Raw genomic sequence first — 26,550 nt, 5'->3', positions numbered from 1 at the left:
GGGTGCGGTCGAGCGTCTCTGTTCCTCAGGATTCAGCCGCTGAGTCCTGAGGAACAGAGACGCTCGACCGGCGCGGTGGGGGTCAGGCCATCGCCCGATCAGAGGTCGTCGAGCATGTCCTGCATGCGCCCGATCTCCGCGAGCTGGCCCGCGCCGATGTCGTTGGCCAGCTCCTGGGTGCGGAAGTTGATCCCGTCGACGGCCAGCTCGGTGGACATGGTCACCGCACCCTGGTGGTGCTGGATCATGCCCTCCAGGTAGAGCCGGTCGAAGGTGGTGCCGGACGCCGCCTCGAGCTCGGCCATCTGGGCGTCGCTGAGCATGCCCGGCATGTCCTCGGGGTCGTGGTCGTGGGCGTCGTCGACCGGCGCCCGCGGGCCGCTGCCGTCGCCGTCCTCGAGCTCGACGGGCACGGGCAGGTCGTGCCCCTGCAGCCAGCCCGCCATGCCGTGGATCTCGGCGCCCTGGACGTCGTAGATCCGCGCGGCGAGCGCCAGGACGCCGGGGTCCTCGGCCCGGTCCGGCGCCAGCTCGGACATTTCCAGCGCCTGGGCGTGGTGCACGATCATGTCGCTGATGAAGGTGGCGTCGGCCCGGTTCCACTCGTCGTCGGCCCGCGGAGGTGCGACGTCCTCTGGTGCGACGGTGGCGTTCTCCTCGCCGGGCCGGCCGGGCTGGACCACGACGCTCTCCGGCGTCGCGGCCGCCTCGGTCGTGGCCGGTGACCCGCCGCCGGTGCAGGCGGCCGCCGTCGCGGCGGCGACCAGCACGACGGCCGTCCCCGTCGCGCGCCGGAGCCGGCGCCGTCGAGCCCTGGGTGCTCCCTGTACGTCCACTGTCACCATCCGGTTAAATCTCTGCACATACCCTGGTGACGGGCGTCACACCGGGTGAAAGTAGGGGGACCCTACCAAGGAGGTGTGACGCCTGTGCGTCATCTGACCACGAGACAGCGGCGTCGAGCCCTGGCGGCCGGAGCGCTCACCAGCGCCCTCGCCGTCGGTTCGTTCGCCGTCGCCGCCCCGGGATTCGCCGAACCCGGTGGCGACGCGCCCGACGACGGCAGCGAGCTGCCCGCCCAGAGCATCGTCGCCCTGGACGACTCCGCGACACCGGAGGGGCTCACGGAGCCGGGCACCACGGACGCGCTGAACATGGAGCTGCTGGCGAACATCCCGAAGAACGGGGCGTTCGCCGCCGAGAACTCCTACAGCTCCGACCTCGCCTTCGCCGGCGACTACGCGTTCGCGGGGAACTACAACGGGTTCACCGTCTACGACATCTCCGACCCGGAGAGCCCGACGCAGGCCGCGCAGGTCGTCTGCCCGGGGTCGCAGAACGACGTCTCCGTCTACGGCGACATCCTCGTGCTGTCCACGGACTCCTGGCGCACCGACGACTCCTGCGAGAGCGAGTCGATCTACCCGGTCGGCGTCGACTACTGGGAGGGCCTGAAGGTCTTCGACATCTCCGAGCCGACCGAGCCGGAGTACGTCGCCGCCGTCGAGACGCAGTGCGGCTCGCACACGAACTCCCTGGCGCCGAGCAAGAACGGCCAGACGCTGTACGTCTACGTCTCGTCGTACTCGCCGCACCCGCTGCTGTCGGACTGCCAGCCGCCGCACGACAAGATCTCCGTGGTCGAGATCCCGACGAAGGCTCCGGCCGAGGCCGCGGTCGTCTCCACGCCGGTGCTCTTCCCGGAGGGTGGCTACACGAACACCTCCGGCTGCCACGACATCACCACCTACGTGAAGCTGGACCTCGCGGCCGGTGCGTGCATGGGCGACGGCATCCTCATGGACATCTCCGACCGGGCCGACCCCGAGGTGATCTCCACCGTCCGTGACACCGAGAACTTCGCCTTCTGGCACTCGGCGACGTTCAACAACGACGGCACGAAGGTGGTCTTCACCGACGAGCTCGGTGGCGGCGGCGCCGCGACCTGCAACGAGACCGTCGGCTCAGAGCGGGGCGCCAACGGGATCTACGACGTCGTCGACGGCGAGCTGGAGTTCCGCAGCTACTACAAGATCCCGCGGACGAACACGAACACCGAGAACTGCGTGGCCCACAACGGCTCGCTGATCCCGGTCAAGGACAAGGACATCATGGTCCAGGCCTGGTACCAGGGCGGGATCTCGGTGTTCGACTTCACCGACTCGTCGAACCCGACGGAGATCGCCTGGTTCGACCGGGGCCCGCTGTCCTCGGAGCGGATGGTCCTGGGTGGCTCGTGGTCGGCGTACTACTACAACGGGTACGTCTTCTCGAACGACATCCAGCAGGGGTTCGACGTCCTGGAGATCGACGACGCGGCCGGTGTCGGCAAGCAGAAGCCGAACACCTACCGTGAGCTGAACCCGCAGGGGCAGGTCCGCTTCCACGGCTGACCCTCTCCCGGGCGCATCGAGCGTCTCTGTTTCTCAGGAATCAGCTGCTGGTTCCGGAGGAACAGAGACGCTCGACCCGTGCCGGGGACGGGACGACGCCGGCGCGTGGATCAGGAGCGACGCCGCAGCCGGGACTCGACCAGCGGCACGGCGACGGCGACCAGGGTCAGGGCGGCGCCGAGGTACATCGCCGGGCCGGGCGGCGTCGCGCCCGGGACGAGCAGGTCCAGCAGCAGCGCCCCGACGATCTGGCCCGCGATGAGGCCCAGGCCCAGCAGCAGCACGCCGATCCGGTGCACCACGGCGGCCTGGACGGCGATGAAGACGATGCCGAGCAGTCCGCCGGAGTAGAGGACCAGGTCCAGCGGCCACCGTGTCGGCAGCGCCCCGTCGGGTGCGCCGCCCACGAGCACCGACACCGCGAGCGCGACCAGCAGCGCCGCCGTGCCGACGCCGAAGTTGACGAAGGTCGCCGCGGCCACGCCCGGGAACGTCGACGACGGCGCCCGCCCGGCTGCCGGTGCAGGGACGGCCGCCGCCCGCACCCGCCCGTTCATCGCCTGCTGCCACGCCTGGACCACCCCGGCGAGCAGCGGGATCACCGCGAGGTGCACGTCCTCGACCCGTCCGACGGACCCGGACACGGCGACGACGACGGCCACGACGGTCAGGGCCGGGCCGACGGCGCGACCGAGCGTGATCAGCCGGACGCCGCCCGGTGCGAGGCCGAGCCGGTCCACCGCCAGCGAGCTCGTCGACTGCCCCGCCACGATCGCGACCATGAACAGGGCGACGCCGAGGGAGGAGACGGTCAGCCCCTGGGCCGCCACGTAGAAGCCGCCGCCCAGACCCCCGAGCACCTCCCACGGGCGCAGCCCGCCGGTGCGCAGGGCGCCGCGCACGTGCCCGACGGCGGACCGCGCCGCGGGCCAGCACAGGACCGCGACCGTCAGCCACAGCAGGCCCGAGCCGAACGAGATCACCGCCGCGGCGAACGCGGAGCCCACGTGCTCGGCGAGGGTGCCGTTCACCCGGGACTGGGACGCGGCGGCGATCCCGCCCACCACGGCGGCGGCGACTCCGGCGACGGTGCCGGCGCTGCGGGCAGCGGGCTGGGCGGTCACCCGCGGAGTCTACGGCGCGGGCGGCACGGGCCGAGCGGCGCGGGATGACACCATGCCACCGTGACGACCGACGTCGGCTCCCGGCGAGGCGCCCGCCACGCCCGCACGACGGAGCTCTCCACCCTGCCCGACGGCGGGCACGGTCACGGGCACGGTGGTCCCGTGCCGCCGGCGCCCTGGCGCACCCGGCTCGTGCTCGCCCTCCTGGTGCTGCCCGCGCTGGTCGCCACCGGTCTCGGCCTGTGGCAGCTGTGGCCCGCCGAGGCCGGGATCCCGGACCGGGTGCCGGTCGTCGTCGAGGGCAGCGAGCTCGTGTCCGCGACCGTCGTCGGACCGCTCGAGGGGGAGGCCGCCGGGGACGCGTCGTGGCCCACCACCGACGACTCGACGATCGGCAACGTCGAGATCCGCCTGGCCGACGGCAGCACCTCCGGCATGCAGGCCGAGCCACGGTTCGAGCTGGAGCCCGGCGACCCGGTGATCGCGCTGTACATCGGCGACTTCGCCGAGACCCCCGTGCCGTACGTGTTCATGGACTACGAGCGCGAGGTGCCCCTGGGGATCCTCGCCGTCGCCTACGTGCTGGTCGTGCTGCTGGTCGCCCGCTGGCGCGGCCTGGCGGCCCTGGTCGGCCTGGCGGTGGCGTTCGCCGTGTTCGTCGGGTTCACGTTCCCGGCGCTGCTGTCCGGCGAGAACGCGATGGGCGTGGCCCTGGTGACGTCGTCGGCGGTGATGCTGGCCGTCCTCTACCTGGCGCACGGCCTGACGGCCCGGACGACCGTGGCGCTGCTGGGCACCCTGGCAGGGCTGGCGCTCACCGCGGGGATCGGGGCGTGGGCGACGGGTGCCGCGCAGATCACCGGCGCCTCGGAGGAGATCGCGCAGAACCTGCCGACGATCGCGCCCGGGGTGGACCTGCGCGGCATCGCGCTGTGCGGGCTGGTGCTGGCCGGCATGGGTGTCCTCAACGACGTGACGATCACGCAGGCCTCGGCCGTGTGGGAGCTGCGGGCGCTGGCCCCGCTGGCCCCGCGGCGGATGCTGTTCGCCCGGGCGATGCGCATCGGGCGCGACCACATCGCCTCGACCGTCTACACGATCGCGTTCGCCTACGTGGGCGCGGCCCTGCCGCTGCTGCTGACGGTGTGGCTGCTCGACCAGACCCCGATGATGACGCTGACCTCGGGGGAGATCGCCGAGGAGATCGTGCGCACGCTGGTCGGGTCCATCGGGCTGGTGCTGGCGATCCCGATCACGACGGCGATCGCCGCGGTCACCGTGCCCACGGGCGCTGCCCTGGCGGCGAGCGCCGGGGTCGGCCACGATGGTGCGGACCCGACCCCGGAGGACGACGTGCCGACCCGACCCGACGAGCGAGTCTGACGCCGTGCCCGAGCAGCCGGACCCGCCGCGCGAACCGGCCCCCGTCGGCCGGGACGCCTTCATCTCGCGCGAGCCGCAGCCGCCGGCCGGTGACGACACCCGGTTCGACCCGCACTCGCGCTGGATCGACCGGTTCGGGATCCTGCTCGCCCTGACCGGGCTGACGGTCGCGCTGCTGTCGCTCGTGGACATCCGGGCCGCGGGCGACGAGCTCGGCCCGGCGCTGGCCGGCCTGGCGACGACGCTCACGGTCGGGGCGACCCTGGGTCTGGCGCTGCGCGCGGCGGGCCTGCGCACCCGGTGGCGGCGGTGGGCCTACGTCGTGCTGGGCGTGCTGGTCGCGGTGTCCCTGGTGATCGTGCTCCTGCTCGACACCTCGGACGCCGTCACGTCCGCGCCCCCGCTGCTGCTCCTCATCGCGGCGCTGGCCCCCGTGGTCGTGGTGCGGCGGCTGGTGCACCACCGGATCGTCACCCTCGCGACGGTGCTCGGGGCCGTGTCGGCCTACCTGCTCATCTCGCTGATGTACTACTACGCGTTCCTCACGGTGGACAACCTCACCGAGTCTCCCTTCTTCGGCACGGAGCAGCCGACGACGTCGTTCATGTACTTCTCGCTGACGACGATCACGACGCTCGGGTACGGCGACCTCGCGGCCGTGACGCCGGTGGGTCGGCTCCTCGCCACGAGCGAGGCGATCGTCGGGCAGGTGTACCTCGTGGTCTTCGTGGCGATGATCGTCAGCCTCGCCGCGAGCCGCGTGCAGCACTCGCGGGGCTGACGCCCCCCACGTTTGATAACCGTTCTCATACGTGGTTGACTGCGGTCTGTTGACGCGAATGGTTCTCATTCGCGTCGGGGCGTCCGTGGCGCCCCCGCAGCTCCCGGCGCCGTGCCGCTTCCCGGCGTCGTCCCCGACGAGGAAAGAAGTCCGATGACCACCCGATCCCGCGCCGCCACGGCGCTCGCCCTCGCGCTGCCCCTCGGCCTCCTGGCCGCGTGCGGCACCGATGCCGAGGAACCGGCCACCGAGACCGACCCCGCCGCCGCCGAGACCGAGGACTCGGCGGACAGCGCTCAGGGCCCCACCGAGGTCCAGTCCCGCACCGCCCGCGTCGCCGTCACCTACGACGGCGGCATCAAGGTCCTCGACGCGATGACCCTCGAGGAGGTCGGCGACGTCGAGCTCGAGGGCTTCAACCGCCTCAACCCGGCCGGCGACGGGCGCCACCTCGCGGTGTCCACCACCGGTGGCTTCCAGCTCCTCGACACCGGGACCTGGGGCGAGGGCCACGGCGATCACTTCCACTACTACACGGCCTCCCCGGAGCTGACGGACGTCACCTACGACGCCGAGAGGCCCGGGCACGCGGTCGTCCACGACGGCACCACCGCCTTCTTCGACGACGGCACCGGGCACGTCGAGCTCGTGGAGTCGCTGCACGTCGCCGAGGCGGACGCGGAGGTCGAGACCGTCGAGCTGCCCGACGCCCACCACGGCGTGGCCGTCCCGCTGAGCGACGGGTCGCTCCTCGTCACGATCGGCACCGAGGAGGAGCGCACCGGTGTCGCGGTCCTGGACGCCGACGGCGAGGAGGTCGCCTCCTCCGGCGACTGCCCCGGCGTGCACGGCGAGTCCGTCGCGCAGGGAGAGGCCGTCGTCCTCGGCTGCGAGAACGGGGCCGTCGTCTACGCCGACGGCGAGTTCACGCAGGTCGAGACCCCGGACGAGTACTCGCGGATCGGCAACCAGGCCGGTTCGGAGGCCTCGCCCGTCATCCTCGGTGACTACAAGACCGACCCCGACGCGGAGCTCGAGCGGCCGACCCGCGTCAGCCTGATCGACACCCGGGACGCGAGCCACCGGCTCGTCGACCTGCCGGGCTCGTACAGCTTCCGCTCCCTGGCCCGCGGTGACGACGGCGAGGCGCTCGTCCTGACCACCGACGGATCCCTGCAGGTCATCGACCCCGAGTCCGGCGAGATCACCGCCTCGATCCCGGTCGTCGACTCCTGGGAGGAGCCGACGGACTGGCAGCAGCCGCGCCCGACGGTGCTCGCGCTCGACGGCTCGGTCTACGTCACCGACCCGGCGAACCAACAGATCCACGCGGTCGACCTCGTCGAGCAGGAGGTCTGGCTCACGGCCGACCTCGGCGTCGCGGCGAACGAGCTCTCCGGCGTGTACGGCGAGCCCGCGGCGGAGCACTCCGAGGAGGAGCACGGCGACGAGCACTCCGAGGAGGAGCACGCGGACGAGGACCACGCGGACGAGGGTCACGAGGACCACGACCACTGAGCGACCCGCTCGATCCCTCCCACGTCAGGTCCGGCGCGGCGGTGACGCCGCGCCGGACCTGACGCGTTCTCCGTCCTGCGGGGGAGGCGTCGACGTGGTGCTCCTCCGTACGCTGGACGGATGCCGCGCCTGCGAGCCCCCGAGCTGATCACCGAGTGGTTCGGCCTCGACGCCGACTTCGAGCGCACCCCGACCGATCCCGCCGACGCCTATCGCCGCGACGTGTGGCTCGGCCTCGTCCTCGTGGTCCTGGCGGTCGCCGGCTCCGAGGTGGCACGGTCGGCGGGTCTCCTGGACGAGGAGACCCCGCCCTGGCTCGTGGCGCTGCTCTCCGCGGCCGGCGCCCTGCCGCTGGTCGTCCGCCGTCGCTACCCCCTCACGGTCCTCGCGGTCGCCTACACGCACTTCCTCGTGCTCGGCCTCACCGTGCCGTCGATCCCGATGACGGTCGTCCTCCAGGCGGTCTACTTCGTCGCGCTCTACTCGGCCGTCGCCTGGGCGCGGGACCGGCAGGCGATGGTCGTCGTGGTCGGGGTGTGCCTGCTGGTCATGTTCACGTGGCTCCTGTGGCAGCTCGCGGTCGGGTCGGGACTGCAGCAGGCCGCCGAGTCGCGGGGCCTCCTCGACGACCCGCCCGGGTACCTCGACCCGATCACCGCGATGGTCGCCCACATCTGGCTGGTCAACATGGCCTACTTCCTCGGCGCGATCGCGATCGGGCAGGTCTCGTGGAACGCGGCCCGGCGCCGGCAGCAGCTCGCCCACCAGGCGGCGACGATCGAACGGCAGTCGGCCGAGCTGCAGCGTCGCGCGGTCGTCACCGACCGGCTGCGCATCGCCCGCGAGCTCCACGACGTCGTCGCTCACCACGTCTCGGTCATCGGCATCCAGGCCGCCGCAGCCCGCCGGTTGCTCGCCAAGGACCCGGTCCTCGCCGCCGAACCCCTGGCCACCATCGAGTCGGCGTCCCGGGAGGCGGTGACCCAGATGCGCGGCCTCGTGGGGACCCTGCGCGACACCGGGTCCGAGACCGCGTCCGACGGCGGGTCCGACGGTGGGTCGGGGGCGCGTTCTCCCGGGCCCGGACTGACGGACATCCCGGCGCTGGCGGAGGCCGACGACGGTCTCGACGTCACGTTCTCGCTCGTCGCCGAGCCGCCCGGTGCCGACACCGAGGTCCCGGCACCCGTCGCGCTGAGCCTGTACCGGACCGTCCAGGAGGGACTGGCCAACGTGCGCAAGCACTCCACGGCCCGCACGGCCTCGGTCACCGTCCGTGTCGACCGGCGACCCGAGGCATCGGCCGGCTCTGCGGGGTCCGCCGGCTTCGCCGAGGTCGAGGTGCTCGACGACGGGCGGACGCGTCCCGGTTCCTCCGGCACCGGGCTCGGCCTGGTCGGGCTGCGCGAACGGGTCGCCGCCCACCACGGCGTGGCCGAGATCGGCCCCCGGGTGACCGGCGGCTACCGTGTGCGCGTGCGACTGCCCCTGCCCCAGGACCCCGCATGACCTCGGTGCTGCTCGTCGACGACCAGCGGCTCGTGCGGTCGGGATTCCGTCTCATCCTCGCTGTCGAGGACGACCTCGACGTGGTCGGGGAGGCGTCGGACGGTGTCGACGCGGTCGCCGCGGCCCGGGAGCTGCGTCCCGACGTCGTGCTCATGGACGTCCAGATGCCCGTCATGGACGGGATCGAGGCGACCCGGCGGATCGTCGCCGAGGACCTCTCCCGGGTGCTGGTGCTGACGACCTTCGACGACGACGCTTACGTCTTCGACGCCCTGGCCGCCGGGGCGTCCGGGTTCCTGCTGAAGAACGCCGACGCCGACCACCTGGTCGAGGCGGTCCGGACCGTCGCCGACGGGCACGGTCTGCTGTCCCCGCAGGTGACACAGCGGGTCGTGAAGCGGATGGTCGCCGGCGGGGCGACAGGTACCGGGACGGTCGATACCGGGCGGGCCGGCGCCGGGACGACGGGTGCCGGGGCGGTCCGGGGCGCCGGGGTGCCGCCGTCGGCCCCGGACCTGGACCGCCTGACCGCCCGCGAGCGCGAGGTGCTCGTGCTGGTGGGCCGGGGGATGTCCAACGCGGAGATCGCCGCGGAGCTGTTCCTCGGCGAGGCGACGGTCAAGACCCACGTGTCGAACGTCCTGGGCAAGCTCCACCTGCGCGACCGGGTCCAGGCGGTCGTCTACGTCCACCGGCACGGACTGGCCGGGAACGCCTGACGGTGTCGTCGCCGGTCAGCCATCAGCCGGTGATGCCTGACCGTCCGCGTCGCCACGTGGCCGCGACGGCGTCGCCGGTCGGCCGTCCGGCCCCGATACCTGACCCGCCGCGACGTCGGGGCGGTCACCTCACGACGGCAGGACGAACCGGTGGTCCACCGGGGGACGCTGCGGGAACCAGCCCTCGGCGGCCAGGACGGCAGCCACCTCCCGGGCGACGGTGCCGTCCCAGGCGTCCCGTCCGGTGTAGCGGCGTACCAGCGTCCGTCGGCCGGCGATCCGGTTCTGCCGGGCGCGGTCCGCGACGACGGCGTCGAGCCGGGAGTGGACGTCACGACCGTCGATCTCGACCAGGAGCGCGCTGTCGCCGGGGAGCAGCCACGCCAGGTCGACCCGGGCCACGACCAGCCCGGACGACGTGACCAGCCGGAGCTGCAGCGCGTCCGGCGCGACGCCGGCGTCGACGCAGCCAAGGCGTGCCCAGGTCTCGGCCGGCGACTCTGCCCGGGGATCGCACTCGTCCCACCAGGACCGGCGCGCGGCCGCCCCGACGAGGTCGCCGGACTTCTCCCGGGCCCGGTCGAGGCCGGCGCGCGAGACGAGGCCGCGGTGGCCCGCCGAGTCCATCATCGCGACGGCGCGGTACCGCGGCAGGGCGGGGACCGCCTGGGCCAACGCGTCCTCCGGGAGGGCGCACGCGACGCCGTCGACCTCCGACCAGCGGCGGAGCCGCAGCCGGCGGACGCGGACCGGGTCGGGGCCCCGGCGGGCCGACCCGTCCGGGACCGTGACCTCGGGCCGGACGTCGAGCGGTGCGCCGTGGACGCCGTGCAGGACCAGCGCGGCGACGCCGGTGACCACCGTGCCGGGGCACGCCAGCGGCCCGAGCAGGGAGGCCCGGCGGCGAGCACGGTCCAGCCGGTCCCGCGCCGGGTCCCCGCCGACGCCGACGTCGTACACACCGCGGACCGGTCGGCTCCAGCGCCCCTGGGCGACCAGGCGTGCCGCCTGCTGGCGGGTGACCCCGGACGACCGGCACTGGTCGATCGAGAGCAGTCCCTCCTGCCGGGAAGCGATCCGGTGAGCGCGGTCCGGGACGACGAGCGGTGGGGAGGGCACCGTCCCAGCAGACCAGCCGGCGGGATCCCCCGGACCGGTCGTCCACAGGGTGTGGACACGGCGACGTGCCCGGTCAGGCATCCGTCGCCGAACGCTGACCGCGGACGACGTCAGCAGCGAGCGACGACGTGCTGCGTCAGCCGTCCGACGGTGATGCCTGACGATTCGCGTCGTCGCCCGCGTGGTGGACCCGCGCGAATCCCCCTTCCGGCGGATCCGCCCGCGGCCCGTGCTCCGTAGGTTGGGAGCCATGTCCACTCTCGAGGTCAGGGACCTGACCAGAACCTTCGGCGACCTGCGGGCGGTCGACGGCGTCTCCTTCGCCGCCCGGGGCGGCATGCTCACGGGGTTCGTCGGCTCCAACGGCGCCGGCAAGACGTCCACGATGCGCATGATGATGGGTGTCCTCGCGGCCACCTCCGGGGAGGTGCTGTTCGACGGCGCCCCGGTGACCCGCGCGGACCGGCGCACGTTCGGGTACATGCCCGAGGAGCGCGGCCTGTACCCCAAGCAGCCGGCGCTCGACCAGCTCGTCTACCTCGCCCGGCTGCGTGGCATCCCCGCCGCGACGGCGCGTGCCGAGGCCCTGGAGCACCTGGAGCGGCTGGGGCTCGGCGAGCGCGCCCGCGACCACGTGGAGAAGCTCAGCCTCGGCAACCAGCAGCGCGTCCAGATCACGGCGGCCCTCATGGGCCGGCCGCGCGCACTGATCCTCGACGAGCCCTTCTCGGGGCTGGACCCCACCGCGGTGGACGACATGGTCGACCTGCTGCGACAGCACACGGCCCGGGGGGTCCCGGTACTGTTCAGCTCGCACCAGCTCGACCTGGTCGAGCGCCTGTGCGAGCGTCTCGTGATCCTGCGCGGCGGCCGGGTCGTCGCGGACGGCACGCCGGCCGAGCTGCAGGAGACCGGCACGCTGCGGCACCGCCTGGTGCTCGACGGCGACGCCGGTTGGGTCCGGGGTGTACCCGGCGTGCACGCCGTCGACGTGGACGGTCCGACGGCGCTGCTCGAGCTGGCCGACGACGCGGCTGCCCAGCGCCTGCTCGCCACGGCGCTCGAGCGCGGTGCGGTCCGCGAGCTCTCCCCGGTCCGCCCCTCCCTGGCCCAGATCTACCGCGAGGTGACCTCATGACCACGTCCACCCAGGAGCAGGCCCGGCTCGTACCGACCCCGGCGCCCGAGTCCCCGGACGACAGCACCCGCGGCGCCTGGCGTCTGGTGATGCAGCGCGAGATCGTCACGCGGGTGATGAACAAGGCGTTCGTCATCGGGCTCGTGACCTCACTGGTCGTCATCGCGGCGCTCGCGGCCTTCTTCGCCTGGCAGGCCAACCGGGTCGACACCTCCACCGTCGCGGTGAGCGGCGCCGACAGCGCGGCTGTCGCCGCGGCCACCTCGGCCGGCGAGGTCGCGGCGGCGGAAGGGGGCAACACCGAGGTCGAGGTGCTCGAGACCGCCGACGCGGACGCCGCGCGCGCGGCGCTGGAGTCCGGCGACGCCGACGCCTGGCTGCACCCGGGCGACGACGGCTGGGTGCTGGCCGGCCAGGGCGAGCCCGGCGGTGACCTGCAGCGGTACGTGTCCACCGCCGTCGAGCAGCAGGTCGTCGCCGCGAACGCGGAGGCCGCCGGCACGTCGGTGGCCGAGCTGTCGGCCGGTGCGGAGCTGACCACCGAGGCCCTCGAGCCCGACGCGGTCGGCGAGCAGGCGCTGTTCTTCGCGACGTTCGCGCTGTCGTTCCTGTTCTTCGCGGGGGCGATCACGTCGGGCAACATGATCGCCAGCTCGGTGGTCGAGGAGAAGCAGTCGCGGCTGGTGGAGATCATCGCGACGGCGGTGCCGCTGCGCCAGCTCCTGGCGGGCAAGATCCTGGGCAGCTCGGTGATCGCCGTCGGGCAGAACCTGCTGTTCGCCGGCGTCGGGATGGTCGCGGTCTCGGCGAGCCCGGTGTCGATGGCATTGCCCGCGCTGTCGACGTCGTTGATCTGGTTCGTGGTGTTCTTCGCCGTCGGGTTCCTCGCGCTGGCGGCGCTGTACGCCGTGGCCGGTGCCCTGGCCAGCCGCGCCGAGGACCTGCAGTACACGGCGACCCCGATGACGTTCCTGGTCATGGGTGTGTACTTCGTGACGTTCACGGCCTCGGGCACGTTCCTGACCGTGCTGTCGTACGTGCCGATCGCCTCCGTGGTGGCCATGCCGGCCCGGATCCTCTCCGGGGACGCGGCGTGGTGGGAGCCCGTGATCGCGCTGGTGCTCCTGGCCGCGTTCGCCGCCGTGGCGCTGCTCGTCTCGGAGCGGGCGTTCCGCGGGTCGCTGCTGCAGACCGGCGGACGCATCTCCTGGCGGCAGGCGCTGCGCCCGCAGGGCTAGTCGAGGGACTTTCTTGGGGCAATCATGAGAGATAGATTGCCGGACATGGCTCGACGACGTGATCCCGTGCAGTTCGACCTGGTCCCGGACGAGGACGGGCCAGGAGACGCAGGGACGAGTGCTGCTGCCGGGTCGGCCGGCGAGCCCGTCGAGCCCGGCTGGTTCGGCCGCCGCGTCGCCGGACCCGTCCGGGAGCGCTGGCGGGCGACGCCGCGCCGCCTGCGGGCCGGGATCGTCGGCGTCACCGCGGTCGCCGTCGTCGGGACGGCGGCCGGGGTCGCCGCGCTCGACGCCCGGTCCGACGCCGCGCACGCCGAGCACATGGCAGAGATGCCGGGCGGCGTCGCGGACCTGTCCGTCCCGCTGGAGGAGACCTGGCGGGTGGAGACCGACGAGGGCGTCGTCGCGGTGCTGCCCGGCGGGGTCGTCGTCACGCGCGACGGGACCGACGTGCTCGGGGTCGACGTCGCCACGGGGGACGAGGTGTGGCGCCACGAGCTGGGGGCTCTCGTCGAGTGCGGCCCGGACAACCTGCGCGGACTGCTCTCCACCGGTATCGAGGCCCTCGTGTGCGTGCACGGCACGCCGGAGCGCACCGCCACCGTGCTGGACGCCTCGGGCACGGTGCTCGGCGACCGGGAGCTCGGTGTCGCCAACCACGGGCAGCGGGGTGCCTGGGTCGACGGTGCACCGCAGGTCCTCCCGGCGGGGGACGGCACCGTCGCGGTGCTCGAGGGCGGCGCGCGGGAGCTCACGCTCGACGGGGAGGATCTGGAGACCGGCCTGGCGCAGGCCCGCGCCGACGGCCGCTGGCAGGACCCGACCGTCCGGGTGGAGGACGTGCTGACCGGCGAGGTCCGCGCCGAGGAGACGCTCGTGGTCCGCGCGGAGGACCTCGCACCCTGTGGCACGGGTACGAGTCGCGACCGGGTGTTCGTCAACCCCTCGCTGTGGGCGTGGGGCTTCGCCGTCCGGCTCGACGTGTGCGGGCGGTCGGTGACGGTGACCCCCGACGGCGAGCGCCACGAGGCGATGCGCGTGCCGTCGGTCGACGGCGGGTTCCTGGAGTACACCGCCGACGAGAGCACGCGCGTGCTGGACGCCTCCGGCGCCGAGGAGGCCGTGGTGCCGGGGTCCGTGCTCCCGCCGCCGGCTCTGGACGCACCGGGCGGGCCGCGCCTCGTGTTCGTCGGGTCCGACCGGCTGTCCGCCGTCGACGACGCCGGGGAGCGCCTGTGGACGATCGACGTGGCGGGCTTTCCGCGGTACCTGGCGCGTGCCGGTGGCACGGCGGTTCTCGCGATGGTCCCGGAGAACCGCGTCCAGGCCGTCGACCTGGACACGGGGGAGATCCGGTGGACACGCGACGACGTGGTCACGACCGAGCAGGGGGGTGTCGGGGCAGCGGCCACCGACGGGGAGATCGTCCTGGTGACCGTGTCCGGCGGCCCGCAGACCGACCTCGTCGCCCTCGACCTCGCCGACGGTCGCACCCGCTGGAACCAGGCGTACGACGCCCGCTACGGGCAGGTGACGGTGATCGACGGGCGGGTCGTCCTCGCCGACGCGATGGGCGGAGGGTACATCCGCACCGTCGACGGGGTGCAGGTCGAGACCTCCGACGCCGCACTCGTCGGCCTGGCGAACTAGATTCACGGTATGGGCCGACCACGCCGGGACGACGTCGTCACCTTCGACGTCTCCCACGACGCCGACGACGGGGTCGACGACGCCGCCCGCACCGGCGACGGGCGGGCGGACGGCGGCGCCGCGGCGCCCCGGCATGACCGGGTCCGCCGCTGGTGGCGGGCCGCGACGCGGCGCCAGCGCCGCACGGCGACCGCCCTCGTCGCCGGCGCGGCCGTGGTGCTGACCGGCGGCACCGTGGCGGCGTCGACGCTGGCGAACCACGTCGAGGCCGAGCGGCTGCGCACCGCCCCGGGCGGGGTGCTCTCCCTGGACGGGCCGCTCACCGAGGTCTGGAGCGCCGACGTCAGCAGCATCGCGGCCGTGCTGCCCGCGGGCGGGATCGTCACCACCGAGGGTCCCCGGGTCGTCGCCCGGGAGGTCGCCACCGGTGCCGAACGCTGGGAGGTCACCCTGACCGGGGCGGTGGAGTGCGGTCCCAGGCCGCGGCTGGACAGCGTCGCGGAGTGGACGGTGCCCGTCGAGACGGTGACGTGCGTGCACGGCCGGGCCGGGAACCGTGCCGTCACGGTGCTCGACGCCGACGGTGCCGTCGTCGGGCAGCGCGGGCTGGCGGCCGAACGGTACGGCGGCCAGGCCCGGTCGGTGGTCGCGGCGGCGGACGGCGCGCTGGCCGTCACCGAGCACGACACCGACCTGCCGGAGCGCCTCACCTTCGCCACGCCGGACGAGATGTTCTCCGAGCTGAGCCAGATGGAGGTCGACGGAGGAGACACGCGGACCTGGCTCGAGGACGCGCTGACCGGGGAACGTCGGCAGACCCTGGACCTGGTCGAGCTGCCGTGGGCGCACGGCGTCGACTGCTACACGCTGGGGGAGGACGAGGTCGACTCCTCCGGCCTGGGGACGGCCGGCCGGGCCACGCTGGACCTCGGCGCGACGCTGGGGACGCCGACGATGGTCGGCTTCGCGGGCTGCGCCGCCGACGGCGCCGCGACCTACACGGGCGTCCCCCTGGGGTACCGGTCCGCGCTCGCCACGACGTGGCCGCGGCAGTCCGTGCGCCAGCCGTACCCGGACGAGCGCTTCGTCGTGCCGGCCGGGGAGGGCAGCAGCCTCCTCGCCGACGACGGCGAACCGGTCCTCGACGTCCCCGGCCTGCGTCTGGAGGTGCCCGCGACGGACGGGACCGCCGGCGACGGGTACGTCGCCGTGGAGGGCGCCGAGCGTGTCGTCCTGCTCGCCGAGGACGGGAGCGAGCGATGGAGCGCGCCGGGTGAGAGCCCCCGCGTCCTGGTGCGCACCGACGACCTCGTGGTGGTCAGCGGCTGGGACGAGCTGGTCGGCTACGACGCGGCCGACGGGACCGAGCGGTGGCGGCTGGCCCCCGACGCCGGTCCGCGGCGGTACGTGCTCTCGGCGGTCACCGACGGCGTCCGGATGACGGGCGTGCTGATGGACGTCTCCGTCGAGGCCACGGCCGAGCTGTCGCTGTTCACGCTCGACCTGCGCACCGGGCAGGAGGTGGCCCCGCGGGTGCGGGACGTCGCCACGCGCACCGTGCTGGCCGTCGACGGCCACCTCGTCGTGCCCGAGCTGCCGGCCGACGAGGTGCTCCTCGGCGACGCCACGACGCCGGTGGTGGGGCTGCGGGTGCTGGCTCCCGGCGAGGGCGGGGCCTGATGGCGAGGCGCCGTGACGACGCGATGGTCTCCTTCGACGTCTCGGTCGACACGTCCGTCGACGCCGGCGCGGGGCACGACGGCGGGGCGAGGACGCCGGAGCCGCCGCGGCCGGGGTGGCTCGAGCGTGCCGCGGCGTGGTGGCGGGCGGCGTCCCCGCGTCGGCGGCGCGCGACGGTGGGTGTCGGCGGCGGCGCGGTCCTCGTCCTGGTGGGCGGGCTGGTCGCCGGCGGGGCGGCGGCGGCCCACCTCGAGTCGGAGCGGCTGCGGGCGGCACCGGGTGGCGTGCTCTCCCTCGCGGGCGAGCTGACCGAGGCGTGGAGCCGGGACGGGTCCGGGGTGGTCGCCGTGCTCGACGGCGGCCGGCTGGCCTTCGTCGAGGACCGGACGCTGGTCGTGCACGACGCGGCCGACGGCAGCGAGGTGTGGCGCGCCGCGCTCGGACCCGACCTGGAGTGCGGCCCGCGACCGCGGCTGAGCAGCGGGGTCGAGTGGACGATGCCGAGCACGACCCTGACGTGCGTGCACGGCGACGACGGTGAGCGCACCGTGACGGTCCTGGACGCCGACGGTGCCGTCGTCGGGGACCGCGTCCTGGACCCGGAGGTCTACGGCGGCGAGCACGTGCGGGTCGCGCCGGCCGCCGCCGGCGGCCTGGCCGTGGTCGAGCACGTGATCGACCTGCCCGGCCGTCGGACGGTCGAGAACTCGCCGACCACCCAGCAGCTCGTCGAGGAGATCGACCCGAACGGCCTGGGCGCGGCGACGCTGCGGGTGGAGGACGCGCTCACCGGGCAGGTGCGTGCCGAGAGCACGGCGAACCGCTGGCCGATGTCGCTGCAGGACTGCGTGTGGTTCAGCGCCGACGCCGAGGGACGACCGCGACCGGCGACCACCCGGATCGAGCTGTGGGGGGTGCGGCAGCCCGTCGCGACGCCGTCGGTCGTGGGCTACCAGATGTGCCAGGGCGGCACCGGGCTGGCGACCGATGGCACGCCGCTCGACGTGGCCGACGTCACCGGCGTCTCGTTCGCCGACCTGCAGGGTCTCGGCGTGGTGGAGCCGTTCCCGGGCGGTGGGCAGGTCGTTCCCGGTCCCCGGGGCGGCACCGTGCTCGTGACCGCCGAGGAAGGTCGGCGGGAGGACCTCGGCGGTCGAGTCCGCGTCCCCGTGGCGCAGGTGGGGCCGGTCGAGCCGGAGCTGGTCGTCGTCCGCGAGCTCAGCACCGCCGTCGGGATCGGCGGCGACGGCGCCGTCCGCTGGGAGGCGGAGCTCGGGGGCGACCCGGACGTGCTCGCCCGCGCGGCCGGGACGACGGTGGTGGCGACCGACGCGTCCTCGGAGCTGGTGGCGCTGGACGACGCCGACGGGCGCGAGCGGTGGCGCGTCGACCTGGTCCACCCCGCCCCGGACGGTCGCTGGGTCCAGCCCACCTCGGCGGTCACCGACGGTGAGCGGGTCACGGTCGCGCTCGTGGAGGGCCTCGACGGCGGTCCGACCTGGGCCGGCAGCCTGGTGACGGTGGACCTCGCCACCGGGGACGCCCGCCGGACGGAGCTGGACGGGGACGGGCTGCCGTGGGTCACCGCCGTCGACGGCCACCTGCTGCTTCACGAGCTCGACCCGGGCGGCGGGGGATTCGCCGCCTGGCCGCGGATCGCTGCGGTGAAGATGCTCGAACCGCGCTAACGTCGGGGTGTGGGGCGACGACGCGGTGCCCCCCAGGGGGCGTTCACGTTCGACCTCGTGCCCGAGGACGGGTCCGAGGCCGGGCAGCACCCTGCGGGCCGGCGGGTCGCGGAGGAACCCGAGCCGGGTACCGCCCCGGAGGCCGAGCCCCCCGCCCTGCTCGCCGGTGCCCGACGGCGCTGGGCCGACCGGCCCCGCCTGCTGCGGTGGGGCGTGCCGGTGGCCGCGGTGGTCGCGCTCGCCGCGGTGGTCGTGGTCGAGGGCGTCGTCGACCGGTGGCGCGGGGACGACCTGCGGGCGGCGGCGGGCGGGGTGAGCGACCTGTCGGGTCCGCCGTTCGAGTCCTGGCGCCTCGACGAGGACGTCGGCGGCATCGGGCTGACCGGCGGACTGATCGCGATGGAGGGCGACGTGGCCGCCGTGCTGCACCACGACGAGCTCGTCGGGGTCGACCTGCGGACCGGTCAGCCCGTCTGGACCGTCGAGCTGACCGCGACCGACGCGAGCTGCGGGCCCGGGCTGGCGATCTGGGGCGACACCGTCGACCTGCGACCGGCGGAGCTCGTGGTCTGCGTCGCCGGGACGACCGACGACGCGGTGGACGTCACCGTCGTGGAGGACGACGGCAGCGTCCTGGTGCGCCGCACCGTCGAGGGCGAGCACGACCTGCTCGTGCCGGGACCCCGCGGCACCCTGGTGTCGGCGACGTGGACCGGCGACCCGGACGACGTCGACGTGGAGCTGCGCGGCGACCCGCTGACGAACCTCACCGTCCTCGGCGACATCGACGACGGGTACGACCTGCAGCTGCGGGCGGTGGACGCCGTGACCGACGAGGAGCGCTGGGCCACGACGGTGCCCTTCGGGACCGTCCGCGACGCCACGCAGTGCGTCAGCTGGGACACCGGGGGCCGCAACGCGCAGGTCGACCGGCGGGCCACCCTCGACCACGCGGTCAGCCAGCAGCTGATCGGGGTCGCCGGCTGCGGCATCCTCGCCTACGTCACCCCCGACGGGAAGCGGCTGGACCTGCCGGACGACGACGGCGACGACGAGGCGGGCACGGTGCGCCGGGTCCGGCCGCTCGCCGACGGCGGCTTCGTCGTCTCCTCCGGCGTCTGGAACCTGCCGGTGTGGGACCACGCCGTCCTCGGTCCGGACGGCGAGCACTGGTACACCGTGGAGGGGAGGCTGCTCGAACCCCTGTCCACCGTGGGCGGGGGCGGCGGCCAGCAGCTGGTCGCCCACGCCGCCCGCACGGTCGCGCTGGACCAGGACGGTCAGGAGCTGTGGACGGCGGACGTGAACACACAGACGTTCCTGGCCCGGACCGAGGAGGTCGCCGTCGTCCTGGACGTCCAGGACCGCGTCCTCGGGCTGGACCGGTCCGACGGCACCGTGCGCTGGGTGCGCGACGACGTCGTCACCCAGTTCACGGCCCTGGAGGGCGGCGGCCGGAGCGGCGAGCTCGAGGCGGCGTTCACCGACGGCGCCGTCGTGGCCGTGGTCGTGCCCACCTACACCGGCGAGCGGGTGGTCTCCCGGTGGCGTGCCGTCGACGTCAGGACGGGGGAGGACCTGTGGTCCACCGAGCTGGCCGCGGACGGCTGGGGGCTGGAGCTGGCGGCGTCGGGCCACCTGCTGCGGTGGTCCCCGCGGGGCCTGACGGGCTACACGACCGGATCGTGAGCGTCCGACGGCGGACCGTGGTTGGCTCGACGGCATGACGGGGTACGACGCCTGCTTTCTCGACCGCGACGACCGGCTGCGCGTCCCGCTGCCGGTACCGGCCGACGGCGGGCCCGACCCGGCCGAGCTGCGCCGGCTCGACCACCCGCACTTCAGCGTGCTGCTGCACTCCGGGCGCCGGCTGGCGGTCGCCACCGCCTGCATGATCGACGGCGCCCGCCTGCAGCCGCTGGCCCGCTCCGGGTCGTGGCGGCTCGACCCCCAGGCGCCGCCCGCGGAGCAGGCCGACAACGACCTGTACCACCACAACGTCCTCGACCGCGGTCATCTCGTGCGCCGCCTGGACCCGATGTGGGGCACCGAGGAGGAGGCGCGCGACGCCGGCGAGGCGACCTTCGTCTACACCAACGCCGCCCCGCAGGTCGACGAGTTCAACCAGTCCAAGAGCCTGTGGAACGGGCTGGAGGACCACGTCCTGGCGTTCGCCGACGCCCACGACCACCGGGTCGTCGTGCTGACCGGCTGCGTCTTCGCCGACGCCGACCCCGTCTACCGTGGCGTCCCCCTGCCGCGACGGTTCTGGAAGGCCGCCGCCTGGGTGACGGAGGTCGACGGCGAACGCGTCCTGCGCTCGGCGGGGTTCCTGCTCGACCAGTCGCCCCTGCTCACCGACGCCGAGCTGAGCACCGCCACCGGGCGGGCGCTCGCGGTGGGGAACGTCCCGCCGCTGGGCCCGTACCGCACCTTCCAGGTACCGGTCGCCGACCTCGCGGACCTGACCGGCCTCGACCTCGGCCCGCTGGTCGGGGCGGACGTGGTGCCCACCGAGCGCAGGGCCCTGGAGCCGCTGGCGGCGGCCGGCCCGCCGTCCGCGGGCTGGACGGAGCTGAGCGAGCCGGCCGCCATCACCCTCGGTCCCCGCTGAGCGGGTCAGGAGGTCTTGACCTCCCCGCGCTGCACGCGCCGGACGCCGACCGCCAGGGGCAGGCCGACCCAGATCGCCGCCGACGTCGCCAGCTGCGCCCACCCGGTGCCGCCGAGCGGCTCGCCCATGATCAGCGGGACGGACGACGTGGAGAGGTCGAGCCAGGGCCACACGTCGGACCAGGCGGTCAGCAGCATCGTGATCGCCCCGACGATGGTCGGCACCGCGAGGAAGACGACGATCGCGGCCGGGGTGCTCTGCAGCGCCAGGCCGAACGCGACGCCCTGGACCATCCACAGCACGATCATCAGGGCCATGCCGGCGGTCATCGCGCCGAGTCCCCAGTCCGGCGAGGCGTCGCGCAGCGTCACCACACCGAGGTGGGCGACGGCGGCGATCCCCACGGCCACGACGAAGAATGCCAGCCCGGAGCCGACGGCGGTCAGCAGCTTGGCCCCGACGACCCGCCCGCGCCGGGGTTCGAGCGTGAACGTGGTCAGCGCGGTGCGCTGCGACCACTCCGCCGTGGTGGCCAGGATGGCGACGATCGGCAGCAGCATGGCCAGGGGTGTGGAGGTGTTCGAGACGAACGTCTCGAACGACACGTCGCCCTCGCCGACCAGGGCCGTCACGGTGACGACGCCGGCCGTCAGCAGCGCGATGGTGACGAACAGCCACCGCACGGCCCGGGTGTCGAGCTGCTTGCGCCACTCGACCAGCGTCAGGCGGGAGAAGGGGACGGGGCGGATCTCGGCCGCGGTGCGCGCGCCGGTGCGCGTGCCGGGGCGGTGGCCGGTCCGGGTCTGGTCGACGGCGCTCATGCCGCCACCTCCTCGCGGGCGTCCGCGGCGGTGAGCTCGAGGAACAGCTCCTCCAGCCCGCGGGAGTCGGCGGGGCGCAGCTCGGTCACGAGGACGCCCGCGCCGACGGCGGTCCGCGCCACGGTCTCGGCGTCCGCGGCGACGGCCAGCCCGCCCTGGGCACCCGGCTCGACGTCGACGCCGGCGCGGCGCAGCGCGGCGGCCAGGGCGACGTCGTCCAGCGAGCGGACCACCATGCCGGCCGCGCGCAGCAGCTCGTCCTTGGTGCCTTCCGCCACGACCCGGCCGCGGCCGATGACGACGAGCCGGTCGGCGACCTGCTCGATCTCGGCCAGCAGGTGGCTGGACAGCAGCACGGTGCCGCCACGGCCCGCGAAGTCGCGCAGCAGGTCCCGCATCCACCGGATGCCGGCGGGGTCGAGGCCGTTGGCGGGCTCGTCGAGGATCAGGACGTCGGGATCTCCGAGCAGCGCGGTCGCGAGGCCGAGCCGCTGACGCATCCCCAGCGAGTAGGTGCGCACACGACGTCCGGCCTCGGCGGGAGTGAGCCCGACGACGTCGAGCACCTCGTCGACGCGGCGCCGGTCGACCCCGGTCAGCAGCGCCGACAGCGTCAGCGTCTCGCGGCCGGTGCGACCGGCGTGCTGGGCCGAGGCGTCGAGCAGCACGCCCACGCGCCGTCCAGGGTTGGCCAGGGCCGCGTACGGCCGGCCGAGGACGCGGGCCGTGCCGCTCGTCGGCGGTGTCAGGCCGCACATCATGCGCATGGCGGTCGACTTGCCGGCGCCGTTGGGGCCGAGGAAGCCGGTGACGACCCCCGGATCGGCCGTGAACGAGACGTCGTCCACGGCCAGGACCGGGCCGTACCTCTTGGTCAGGTGCTCCACGGTGATCATGCCCTCAGGCTCCCGTCCGGACGCGGGCGCGCACATCGCCCGTGCGGCGGGTCCGTCTCGTCCGGTCGGAGGTTCCGGCTCATCCCTTCGGCTGATGCCCGGCGTCGGGCCGCGGCCTAGGCTCGCCACGTGCCCACCCCGTCCGCCGACCCGTACCGGGTCGACCCGAGCGACGCTCCGTCCCCGGCCGCCGGTGCGCCGGACGGACCTCCGGTCCGGTGGCGGCGGGTCTGGGCCGAGACGTGGCGGCTGCTGGCGGCCTTCGCCGTCAGCATGCTGGTGGCCGGTGCGGTCGTGTGGGAGGTGGAGACCGGCCAGCGCGCGTCCAGCCCCGACCGCCTCGCCCTGGACATCGCCGTGGGGCTGCTCTGCTTCGGTCTGGTGGTGCTGCGCCACCGGTTCCCCACGGCTGTCGCGCTGCTGATCGCGGCGGCGTCGACGGTCTCGGTGTTCGCCTCGGGACCCTTGACGCTCGCGGTGGTCTCGCTCGCGACGCACCGGCGCTGGTGGCGCATCGGCCTGGTCGGGGTGGTCTTCGTCGTGGGCGGCTGGGCCTACGGGGTCCTCTACCCGGTGGACGACGGCACGACCTGGGTCGTCGACGTCGCCAGCGGTGTCGGACTGTTCGCGCTGATGGTCTGGATCGGCGCGTACGTCGGGCTGCGGCGGGAGCACGTCGCCGAGCTGCACGAGCGGGTCGCGACGGCGGAGCGCGAGCAGGCGAGCCGGGTCGCCCAGGCACGGGCGAACGAGAGGGCGCGGATCGCCCGGGAGATGCACGACGTGCTCGCGCACCGCATGTCGCTGGTGGCGATGCACGCCGGCGCGCTCGCGTACCGCAGCGACCTGCCGCCGGAGAAGGTCGCCGAGACCGCCGGCCTGGTCCGCGACAGCGCCCACGAGGCGCTCGGCGAGCTGCGCGAGGTGCTCGGGGTGCTGCGCGGGCTGGACGGTGCGGACGCCGAGGGCCCGCCCGAGGGGCCGCAGCCGACGCTGGCCGCCGTCGAGGAGCTCGTGGCCGCGACCCGGGACGCCGGGGTGCCGGTGCGTCTGGTCGACCGCACCGTCGACGTGGACCGGTTGCCGACGGCGACGTCCCGCACCGCGTACCGGATCGTGCAGGAGGCGCTGACGAACGTGCGCAAGCACGCCGCGCGGATGCCGGCGTCGGTGGTGCTGCGGGGCGGCCCCGGTCAGGGGCTGTGGATCACGGTGTCGAACCCGGTCGCGGAGGCGGAGCCCGTGCCGCGCCGCGGTGACGGCGCGGTGGTGTCGCCGTCGGGGCTCGGCCTGCTGGGTCTGGAGGAGCGGGCCGAGCTCGCCGGGGGGTCTCTCACCGCAGGCGCGTCCGGCGACTCCTTCGCGGTGCGGGCGTGGCTACCGTGGGCGTCATGACCGACGCGATCTCCGTGGTGGTGGTGGACGACGACCCCCTGGTGCGGGCCGGGCTGGGCCTGATCCTCGGCGGGGCGCCCGAGGTGCGGGTCGTGGGCGACGCGGGGGACGGCGACGACGGCGTGGCCCTGGTACGCCGCCTCCGGCCGGACGTGGTGCTCATGGACATCCGCATGCCCCGTGTCGACGGGATCGAGGCGACGCGGCAGCTGGCCTCGACGGACGCCGACGCGCCGCGCGTGATCGTCCTGACCACGTTCGACACGGACGACATGGTCGTGCGGGCGCTGCGCGCCGGGGCGGCGGGGTTCCTGCTCAAGGACACGCCGCCGGACCGGCTGGTCGCCGCCGTGCGGGCGGCCGCGGCAGGGGAGCCGACGCTGTCGCCGTCGGTGACGGCCCAGCTCATCGACCGGGTCTCGGGCGGCGCGGCCGCGGAGTCGGAGGTCGGTCGCCGGGCGGCACGCCGCCGGGTGGAGACCCTGACCGCGCGGGAGCGGGACGTGGCCGTCGTGCTCGCCCGGGGACTGTCCAACGCGGAGATCGCCGGTGAGCTGTACATGAGCGTGCCCACCGTGAAGACGCACGTCTCGCGGATCCTCGACAAGCTGGCGGCGGGGAACCGGGTGCAGGCGGCGATCGCCGTGCACGACGCCGGACTCGCGAGGTAGGCAAGTCCTCGGCGAGGTAGGCAACTCTTCGCCGAGGTAGGCAACTCTTCGCCGAGGTAGGCAACTCTTCCGCGAGGTAGGCGATTCTTCGCCGAGGTAGGCAACTCCTCCACGAGGTAGGACACTGCTCACCGGTGCGTGGCCGACCTGGCCGGAGCCCGCCTCCGGGACGTCGTCCGCCGGGACGCTCAGAGGCGCTCGCGCAACCAGGTGATGTCCGTGGCGACGTCGCCCTTCGTCTCGCACACGACGGGTGCACCGGCGGCGCGGATCACGTCGAGGAGCAGCTCGGGCGGGATCTCGCCGGCCCCGAAGTTCGTGTGCCGGTCAGCCCCGGAGCCGGCGGCGTCGCGCGAGTCGTTGGCGTGCACGAGGTCGATCCGGCCGGTGATCGCCCGCACGTCGTCCACCACCGTGGACAGGTCGAGGCCCCCGGCCCAGGCGTGGCACGTGTCGAGCGTGAAGCCGACCTCGACGTCGCTGTCCGCCTGCTGCACCGCTGTCCACAGCTCCGCGATGCGGTCCAGCCGCCGTGCCATCGAGTGGTCGCCCCCGGCCGTGTTCTCGATGAGCACCGGGACGTCGGTGTCGAGCGCCTCGATCGCCTTGCGCCAGTTGTCGAACCCCTTCGCCGGGTCGTCCTTCGCCGTGACGTGCCCGCCGTGCACGACCACGCCCCGCGCGCCGATCTCGCCGGCGCCGGTCATGATCTGCTGCAGCAGCTTGCGGCTCGGGATGCGGATGCGGTTGTTCGTCGAGGCCACGTTGATGACGTACGGCGCGTGCACGACGACGTCGATCCCGGCCTCCGACGTCGCGGTCCGGAAGGCCTCCGCCCCGCCCGGGTAGTCCAGCGGCGGCACCTTCCACGCCTGCGGGTCGGACAGGAACACCTGGACGACGTCGGCCCCCATCTCCTGGGCCTCGGTCACGGCGTCGGCGAGGCTGACGTGGGCACCGATCGGCATGCTCATGCCCGACAGCCTACGAGCAGGGTCCGACGACGCCTCGGGAGCGTCCGCTACGGTGTCTCCGGTCAACCAAGTCGACGGGTGAGGGTGCGGATGTCCCTGGTGATGCTGGCCAACATGCTGGTGCCGGTCGTCGTCGCGCTCGCTCTGGTCGCGATCGCGGTGGCGCTCGTCCGCGGTGGTGCGCGCGGCGCCTCCGTGCCCACCGACCGGCCCGGACTGCTCGAGCAGCGGCTGGAGCACCTCGACCGGCTGCACGCCGCCGGCCGGATCAGCGACGTCGAGCGTGCCGACGCCCGCGCCCGCCTGCTCGGCACGCTCTGAACGGCCGGTCCCGGCCGGGTCACCGTCGTCGTAGGCTGGTCGACATGCCCAGCACACCCCCGCTCGCCTACGTGATCGCCGGCTCCGAGGCCACGGGCGGCGCCGGCATCCAGGCCGACCTCAAGACCTTCCAGCAGCGCGGCGTCTACGGCGTCGGCACGCTGACCTGCATCGTCTCCTTCGACCCGCTGAACGACTGGGCGCACCGGTTCGTCCCGGTCGAGCCGCAGGTGATCGTCGACCAGATCGAGGCGGCCACGGCCACCCACGACCTCGACACGGTGAAGATCGGCATGCTCGGCACGCCCGCGACCGTCGACGTCGTCGCGAAGTCCGTGTCCACGCGACCCTGGCGGCACGTGGTCCTCGACCCGGTCCTCATCTGCAAGGGCCAGGAGCCCGGTGCCGCGCTCGACACCGACACGGCGCTGCGCGAGCGCGTCCTGCCGCACGCGACCGTCGTCACCCCCAACCTGTTCGAGGCGGCGACGCTGGCGGGCATGGACCGGATCGACGACGTCGCCGACCTGACCGAGGCCGCCCGTCGCGTCCACGCGCTGCTCGACACCTCCGCGGGCCCCCGCTACGTGGTCGCCAAGGGCGGGGCCGAGCTGCCCGGCCCCGACGCCGTCGACGTCCTGTTCGACGGCGAGGAGGTCACGGTGCTCACGGCCCCGAAGATCGGCGAGGAGCGCGTCTCGGGTGCCGGCTGCACGTTCGCGGCCGCGATCACCGCCGAGCTGGCCAAGGGAGCCGACGTCCCGGCGGCCGTCGAGGTCGCCAAGGACATGGTCACGGCCGGCATCCGTGCCCGGGTCGCCGCGCACACCTCCTTCGACACCGTCTGGCAGGGCGCCTTCACCGGCTGACGTCGGTCGTCGGTCGTCCGCCCGCCTGGCGGACGCAAACTATGTCTCA

General features: G+C 74.2%; 23 protein-coding genes. 17 read left to right on the top strand and 6 right to left on the bottom strand.

Annotated features, from left to right (window positions below):
- Nucleotides 1–98: 98 nt before the first annotated feature.
- Nucleotides 99–770: a DUF305 domain-containing protein gene (locus PO879_RS15095; protein ID WP_278235675.1), complete on the bottom strand. Its 672-nt coding sequence runs from the start codon at nt 768–770 to the stop codon at nt 99–101.
- Between the two features lie 159 nt (nt 771–929).
- Between PO879_RS15095 and PO879_RS15090 the strand changes: the two genes are divergently transcribed.
- Nucleotides 930–2,393: a hypothetical protein gene (locus PO879_RS15090; RefSeq protein ID WP_278235674.1), complete on the top strand. Its 1,464-nt coding sequence runs from the start codon at nt 930–932 to the stop codon at nt 2,391–2,393.
- A 110-nt stretch (nt 2,394–2,503) separates the two neighbouring features.
- On the opposite strand, the gene PO879_RS15085 is transcribed toward PO879_RS15090, so the two are convergent.
- Nucleotides 2,504–3,517 (bottom strand): DMT family transporter, encoded by a 1,014-nt coding sequence (locus PO879_RS15085; protein WP_278235673.1) that lies wholly within the window; start codon nt 3,515–3,517, stop codon nt 2,504–2,506.
- A 60-nt stretch (nt 3,518–3,577) separates the two neighbouring features.
- On the opposite strand from PO879_RS15085, the gene PO879_RS15080 reads away from it, so the two are divergent.
- The 5 genes from PO879_RS15080 (at nt 3,578) to PO879_RS15060 (ending at nt 9,427) form a co-directional block, all read left to right on the top strand.
- A complete protein-coding gene (locus PO879_RS15080) occupies nt 3,578–4,900 on the top strand; it encodes a YibE/F family protein (RefSeq protein WP_278235672.1) in 1,323 nt (440 codons plus the stop codon).
- A 4-nt stretch (nt 4,901–4,904) separates the two neighbouring features.
- Nucleotides 4,905–5,681, top strand: coding sequence for a potassium channel family protein (locus tag PO879_RS15075; protein ID WP_278235671.1), 777 nt, complete (start codon nt 4,905–4,907; stop codon nt 5,679–5,681).
- 153 nt (nt 5,682–5,834) lie between these two features.
- On the top strand, nt 5,835–7,199 hold the full coding sequence (aztD, locus tag PO879_RS15070) for a zinc metallochaperone AztD (RefSeq protein WP_278235670.1): 1,365 nt from the start codon (nt 5,835–5,837) through the stop codon (nt 7,197–7,199).
- A gap of 120 nt (nt 7,200–7,319) precedes the next feature.
- Complete coding sequence (locus tag PO879_RS15065) at nt 7,320–8,708, top strand: histidine kinase (protein ID WP_278235669.1); 1,389 nt, start codon at nt 7,320–7,322, stop codon at nt 8,706–8,708.
- The gene (locus PO879_RS15060; RefSeq protein ID WP_278235668.1) at nt 8,705–9,427 is read left to right on the top strand and encodes a response regulator transcription factor; all 723 of its coding nucleotides are present in this window, start codon (nt 8,705–8,707) and stop codon (nt 9,425–9,427) included. Before PO879_RS15065 ends, PO879_RS15060 begins: the two co-directional genes overlap by 4 nt.
- A 129-nt stretch (nt 9,428–9,556) precedes the next feature.
- On the opposite strand, the gene PO879_RS15055 is transcribed toward PO879_RS15060, so the two are convergent.
- Nucleotides 9,557–10,546: a type IV toxin-antitoxin system AbiEi family antitoxin domain-containing protein gene (locus PO879_RS15055; RefSeq protein WP_278235667.1), complete on the bottom strand. Its 990-nt coding sequence runs from the start codon at nt 10,544–10,546 to the stop codon at nt 9,557–9,559.
- A 250-nt stretch (nt 10,547–10,796) separates the two neighbouring features.
- Between PO879_RS15055 and PO879_RS15050 the strand changes: the two genes are divergently transcribed.
- The 7 genes from PO879_RS15050 to PO879_RS15020 are packed head-to-tail and all read left to right on the top strand — an operon-like array spanning nt 10,797 to nt 20,554.
- Nucleotides 10,797–11,684: an ATP-binding cassette domain-containing protein gene (locus tag PO879_RS15050; protein ID WP_278235666.1), complete on the top strand. Its 888-nt coding sequence runs from the start codon at nt 10,797–10,799 to the stop codon at nt 11,682–11,684.
- The gene (locus tag PO879_RS15045; protein WP_278235665.1) at nt 11,681–12,922 is read left to right on the top strand and encodes an ABC transporter permease; all 1,242 of its coding nucleotides are present in this window, start codon (nt 11,681–11,683) and stop codon (nt 12,920–12,922) included. Before PO879_RS15050 ends, PO879_RS15045 begins: the two co-directional genes overlap by 4 nt.
- A gap of 45 nt (nt 12,923–12,967) precedes the next feature.
- On the top strand, nt 12,968–14,572 hold the full coding sequence (locus PO879_RS15040; RefSeq protein ID WP_278235664.1) for a PQQ-binding-like beta-propeller repeat protein: 1,605 nt from the start codon (nt 12,968–12,970) through the stop codon (nt 14,570–14,572).
- 9 nt (nt 14,573–14,581) lie between these two features.
- On the top strand, nt 14,582–16,252 hold the full coding sequence (locus tag PO879_RS15035) for a PQQ-binding-like beta-propeller repeat protein (protein WP_278235663.1): 1,671 nt from the start codon (nt 14,582–14,584) through the stop codon (nt 16,250–16,252).
- Nucleotides 16,252–17,940: a PQQ-binding-like beta-propeller repeat protein gene (locus PO879_RS15030; protein ID WP_278235662.1), complete on the top strand. Its 1,689-nt coding sequence runs from the start codon at nt 16,252–16,254 to the stop codon at nt 17,938–17,940. The genes PO879_RS15035 and PO879_RS15030 overlap by 1 nt, the downstream gene beginning before the upstream one ends.
- A 9-nt stretch (nt 17,941–17,949) precedes the next feature.
- Nucleotides 17,950–19,629, top strand: coding sequence for a PQQ-binding-like beta-propeller repeat protein (locus tag PO879_RS15025; protein ID WP_278235661.1), 1,680 nt, complete (start codon nt 17,950–17,952; stop codon nt 19,627–19,629).
- A gap of 34 nt (nt 19,630–19,663) precedes the next feature.
- Nucleotides 19,664–20,554, top strand: a complete 891-nt coding sequence (locus PO879_RS15020; protein WP_278235660.1) for a DNA/RNA non-specific endonuclease — start codon at nt 19,664–19,666, stop codon at nt 20,552–20,554.
- A gap of 5 nt (nt 20,555–20,559) precedes the next feature.
- Here the strand turns inward: PO879_RS15020 and PO879_RS15015 are convergent, their stop codons facing one another.
- Both PO879_RS15015 and PO879_RS15010 read right to left on the bottom strand, forming a co-directional pair.
- Nucleotides 20,560–21,375 carry an ABC transporter permease gene (locus PO879_RS15015; RefSeq protein WP_278235659.1) on the bottom strand — a complete coding sequence of 272 codons (816 nt, stop codon included), beginning with the start codon at nt 21,373–21,375 and terminating at the stop codon, nt 20,560–20,562.
- The gene (locus PO879_RS15010; protein WP_278235658.1) at nt 21,372–22,271 is read right to left on the bottom strand and encodes an ABC transporter ATP-binding protein; all 900 of its coding nucleotides are present in this window, start codon (nt 22,269–22,271) and stop codon (nt 21,372–21,374) included. Before PO879_RS15010 ends, PO879_RS15015 begins: the two co-directional genes overlap by 4 nt.
- 129 nt (nt 22,272–22,400) lie before the next feature.
- On the opposite strand from PO879_RS15010, the gene PO879_RS15005 reads away from it, so the two are divergent.
- Both PO879_RS15005 and PO879_RS15000 read left to right on the top strand, forming a co-directional pair.
- On the top strand, nt 22,401–23,666 hold the full coding sequence (locus tag PO879_RS15005; RefSeq protein ID WP_278235657.1) for a histidine kinase: 1,266 nt from the start codon (nt 22,401–22,403) through the stop codon (nt 23,664–23,666).
- A complete protein-coding gene (locus PO879_RS15000) occupies nt 23,663–24,337 on the top strand; it encodes a response regulator transcription factor (RefSeq protein ID WP_278235656.1) in 675 nt (224 codons plus the stop codon). Before PO879_RS15005 ends, PO879_RS15000 begins: the two co-directional genes overlap by 4 nt.
- 188 nt (nt 24,338–24,525) lie before the next feature.
- Here PO879_RS15000 and PO879_RS14995 read toward each other — a convergent pair whose 3' ends face one another.
- The gene (locus tag PO879_RS14995; protein WP_278235655.1) at nt 24,526–25,311 is read right to left on the bottom strand and encodes a deoxyribonuclease IV; all 786 of its coding nucleotides are present in this window, start codon (nt 25,309–25,311) and stop codon (nt 24,526–24,528) included.
- Nucleotides 25,312–25,401: 90 nt separating this feature from the next.
- Between PO879_RS14995 and PO879_RS14990 the strand changes: the two genes are divergently transcribed.
- Nucleotides 25,402–25,632 carry a hypothetical protein gene (locus PO879_RS14990; RefSeq protein ID WP_278235654.1) on the top strand — a complete coding sequence of 77 codons (231 nt, stop codon included), beginning with the start codon at nt 25,402–25,404 and terminating at the stop codon, nt 25,630–25,632.
- A 44-nt stretch (nt 25,633–25,676) separates the two neighbouring features.
- A complete protein-coding gene (locus PO879_RS14985; RefSeq protein ID WP_278235653.1) occupies nt 25,677–26,501 on the top strand; it encodes a hydroxymethylpyrimidine/phosphomethylpyrimidine kinase in 825 nt (274 codons plus the stop codon).
- Nucleotides 26,502–26,550 lie beyond the last annotated feature (49 nt).

This window comes from Isoptericola sp. AK164, assembly GCF_029643425.1.
In the GTDB taxonomy this organism is placed as follows: Bacteria; Actinomycetota; Actinomycetes; order Actinomycetales; family Cellulomonadaceae; genus Isoptericola; species Isoptericola haloaureus.
This window is presented reverse-complemented; position numbering and strand designations above follow the sequence as displayed.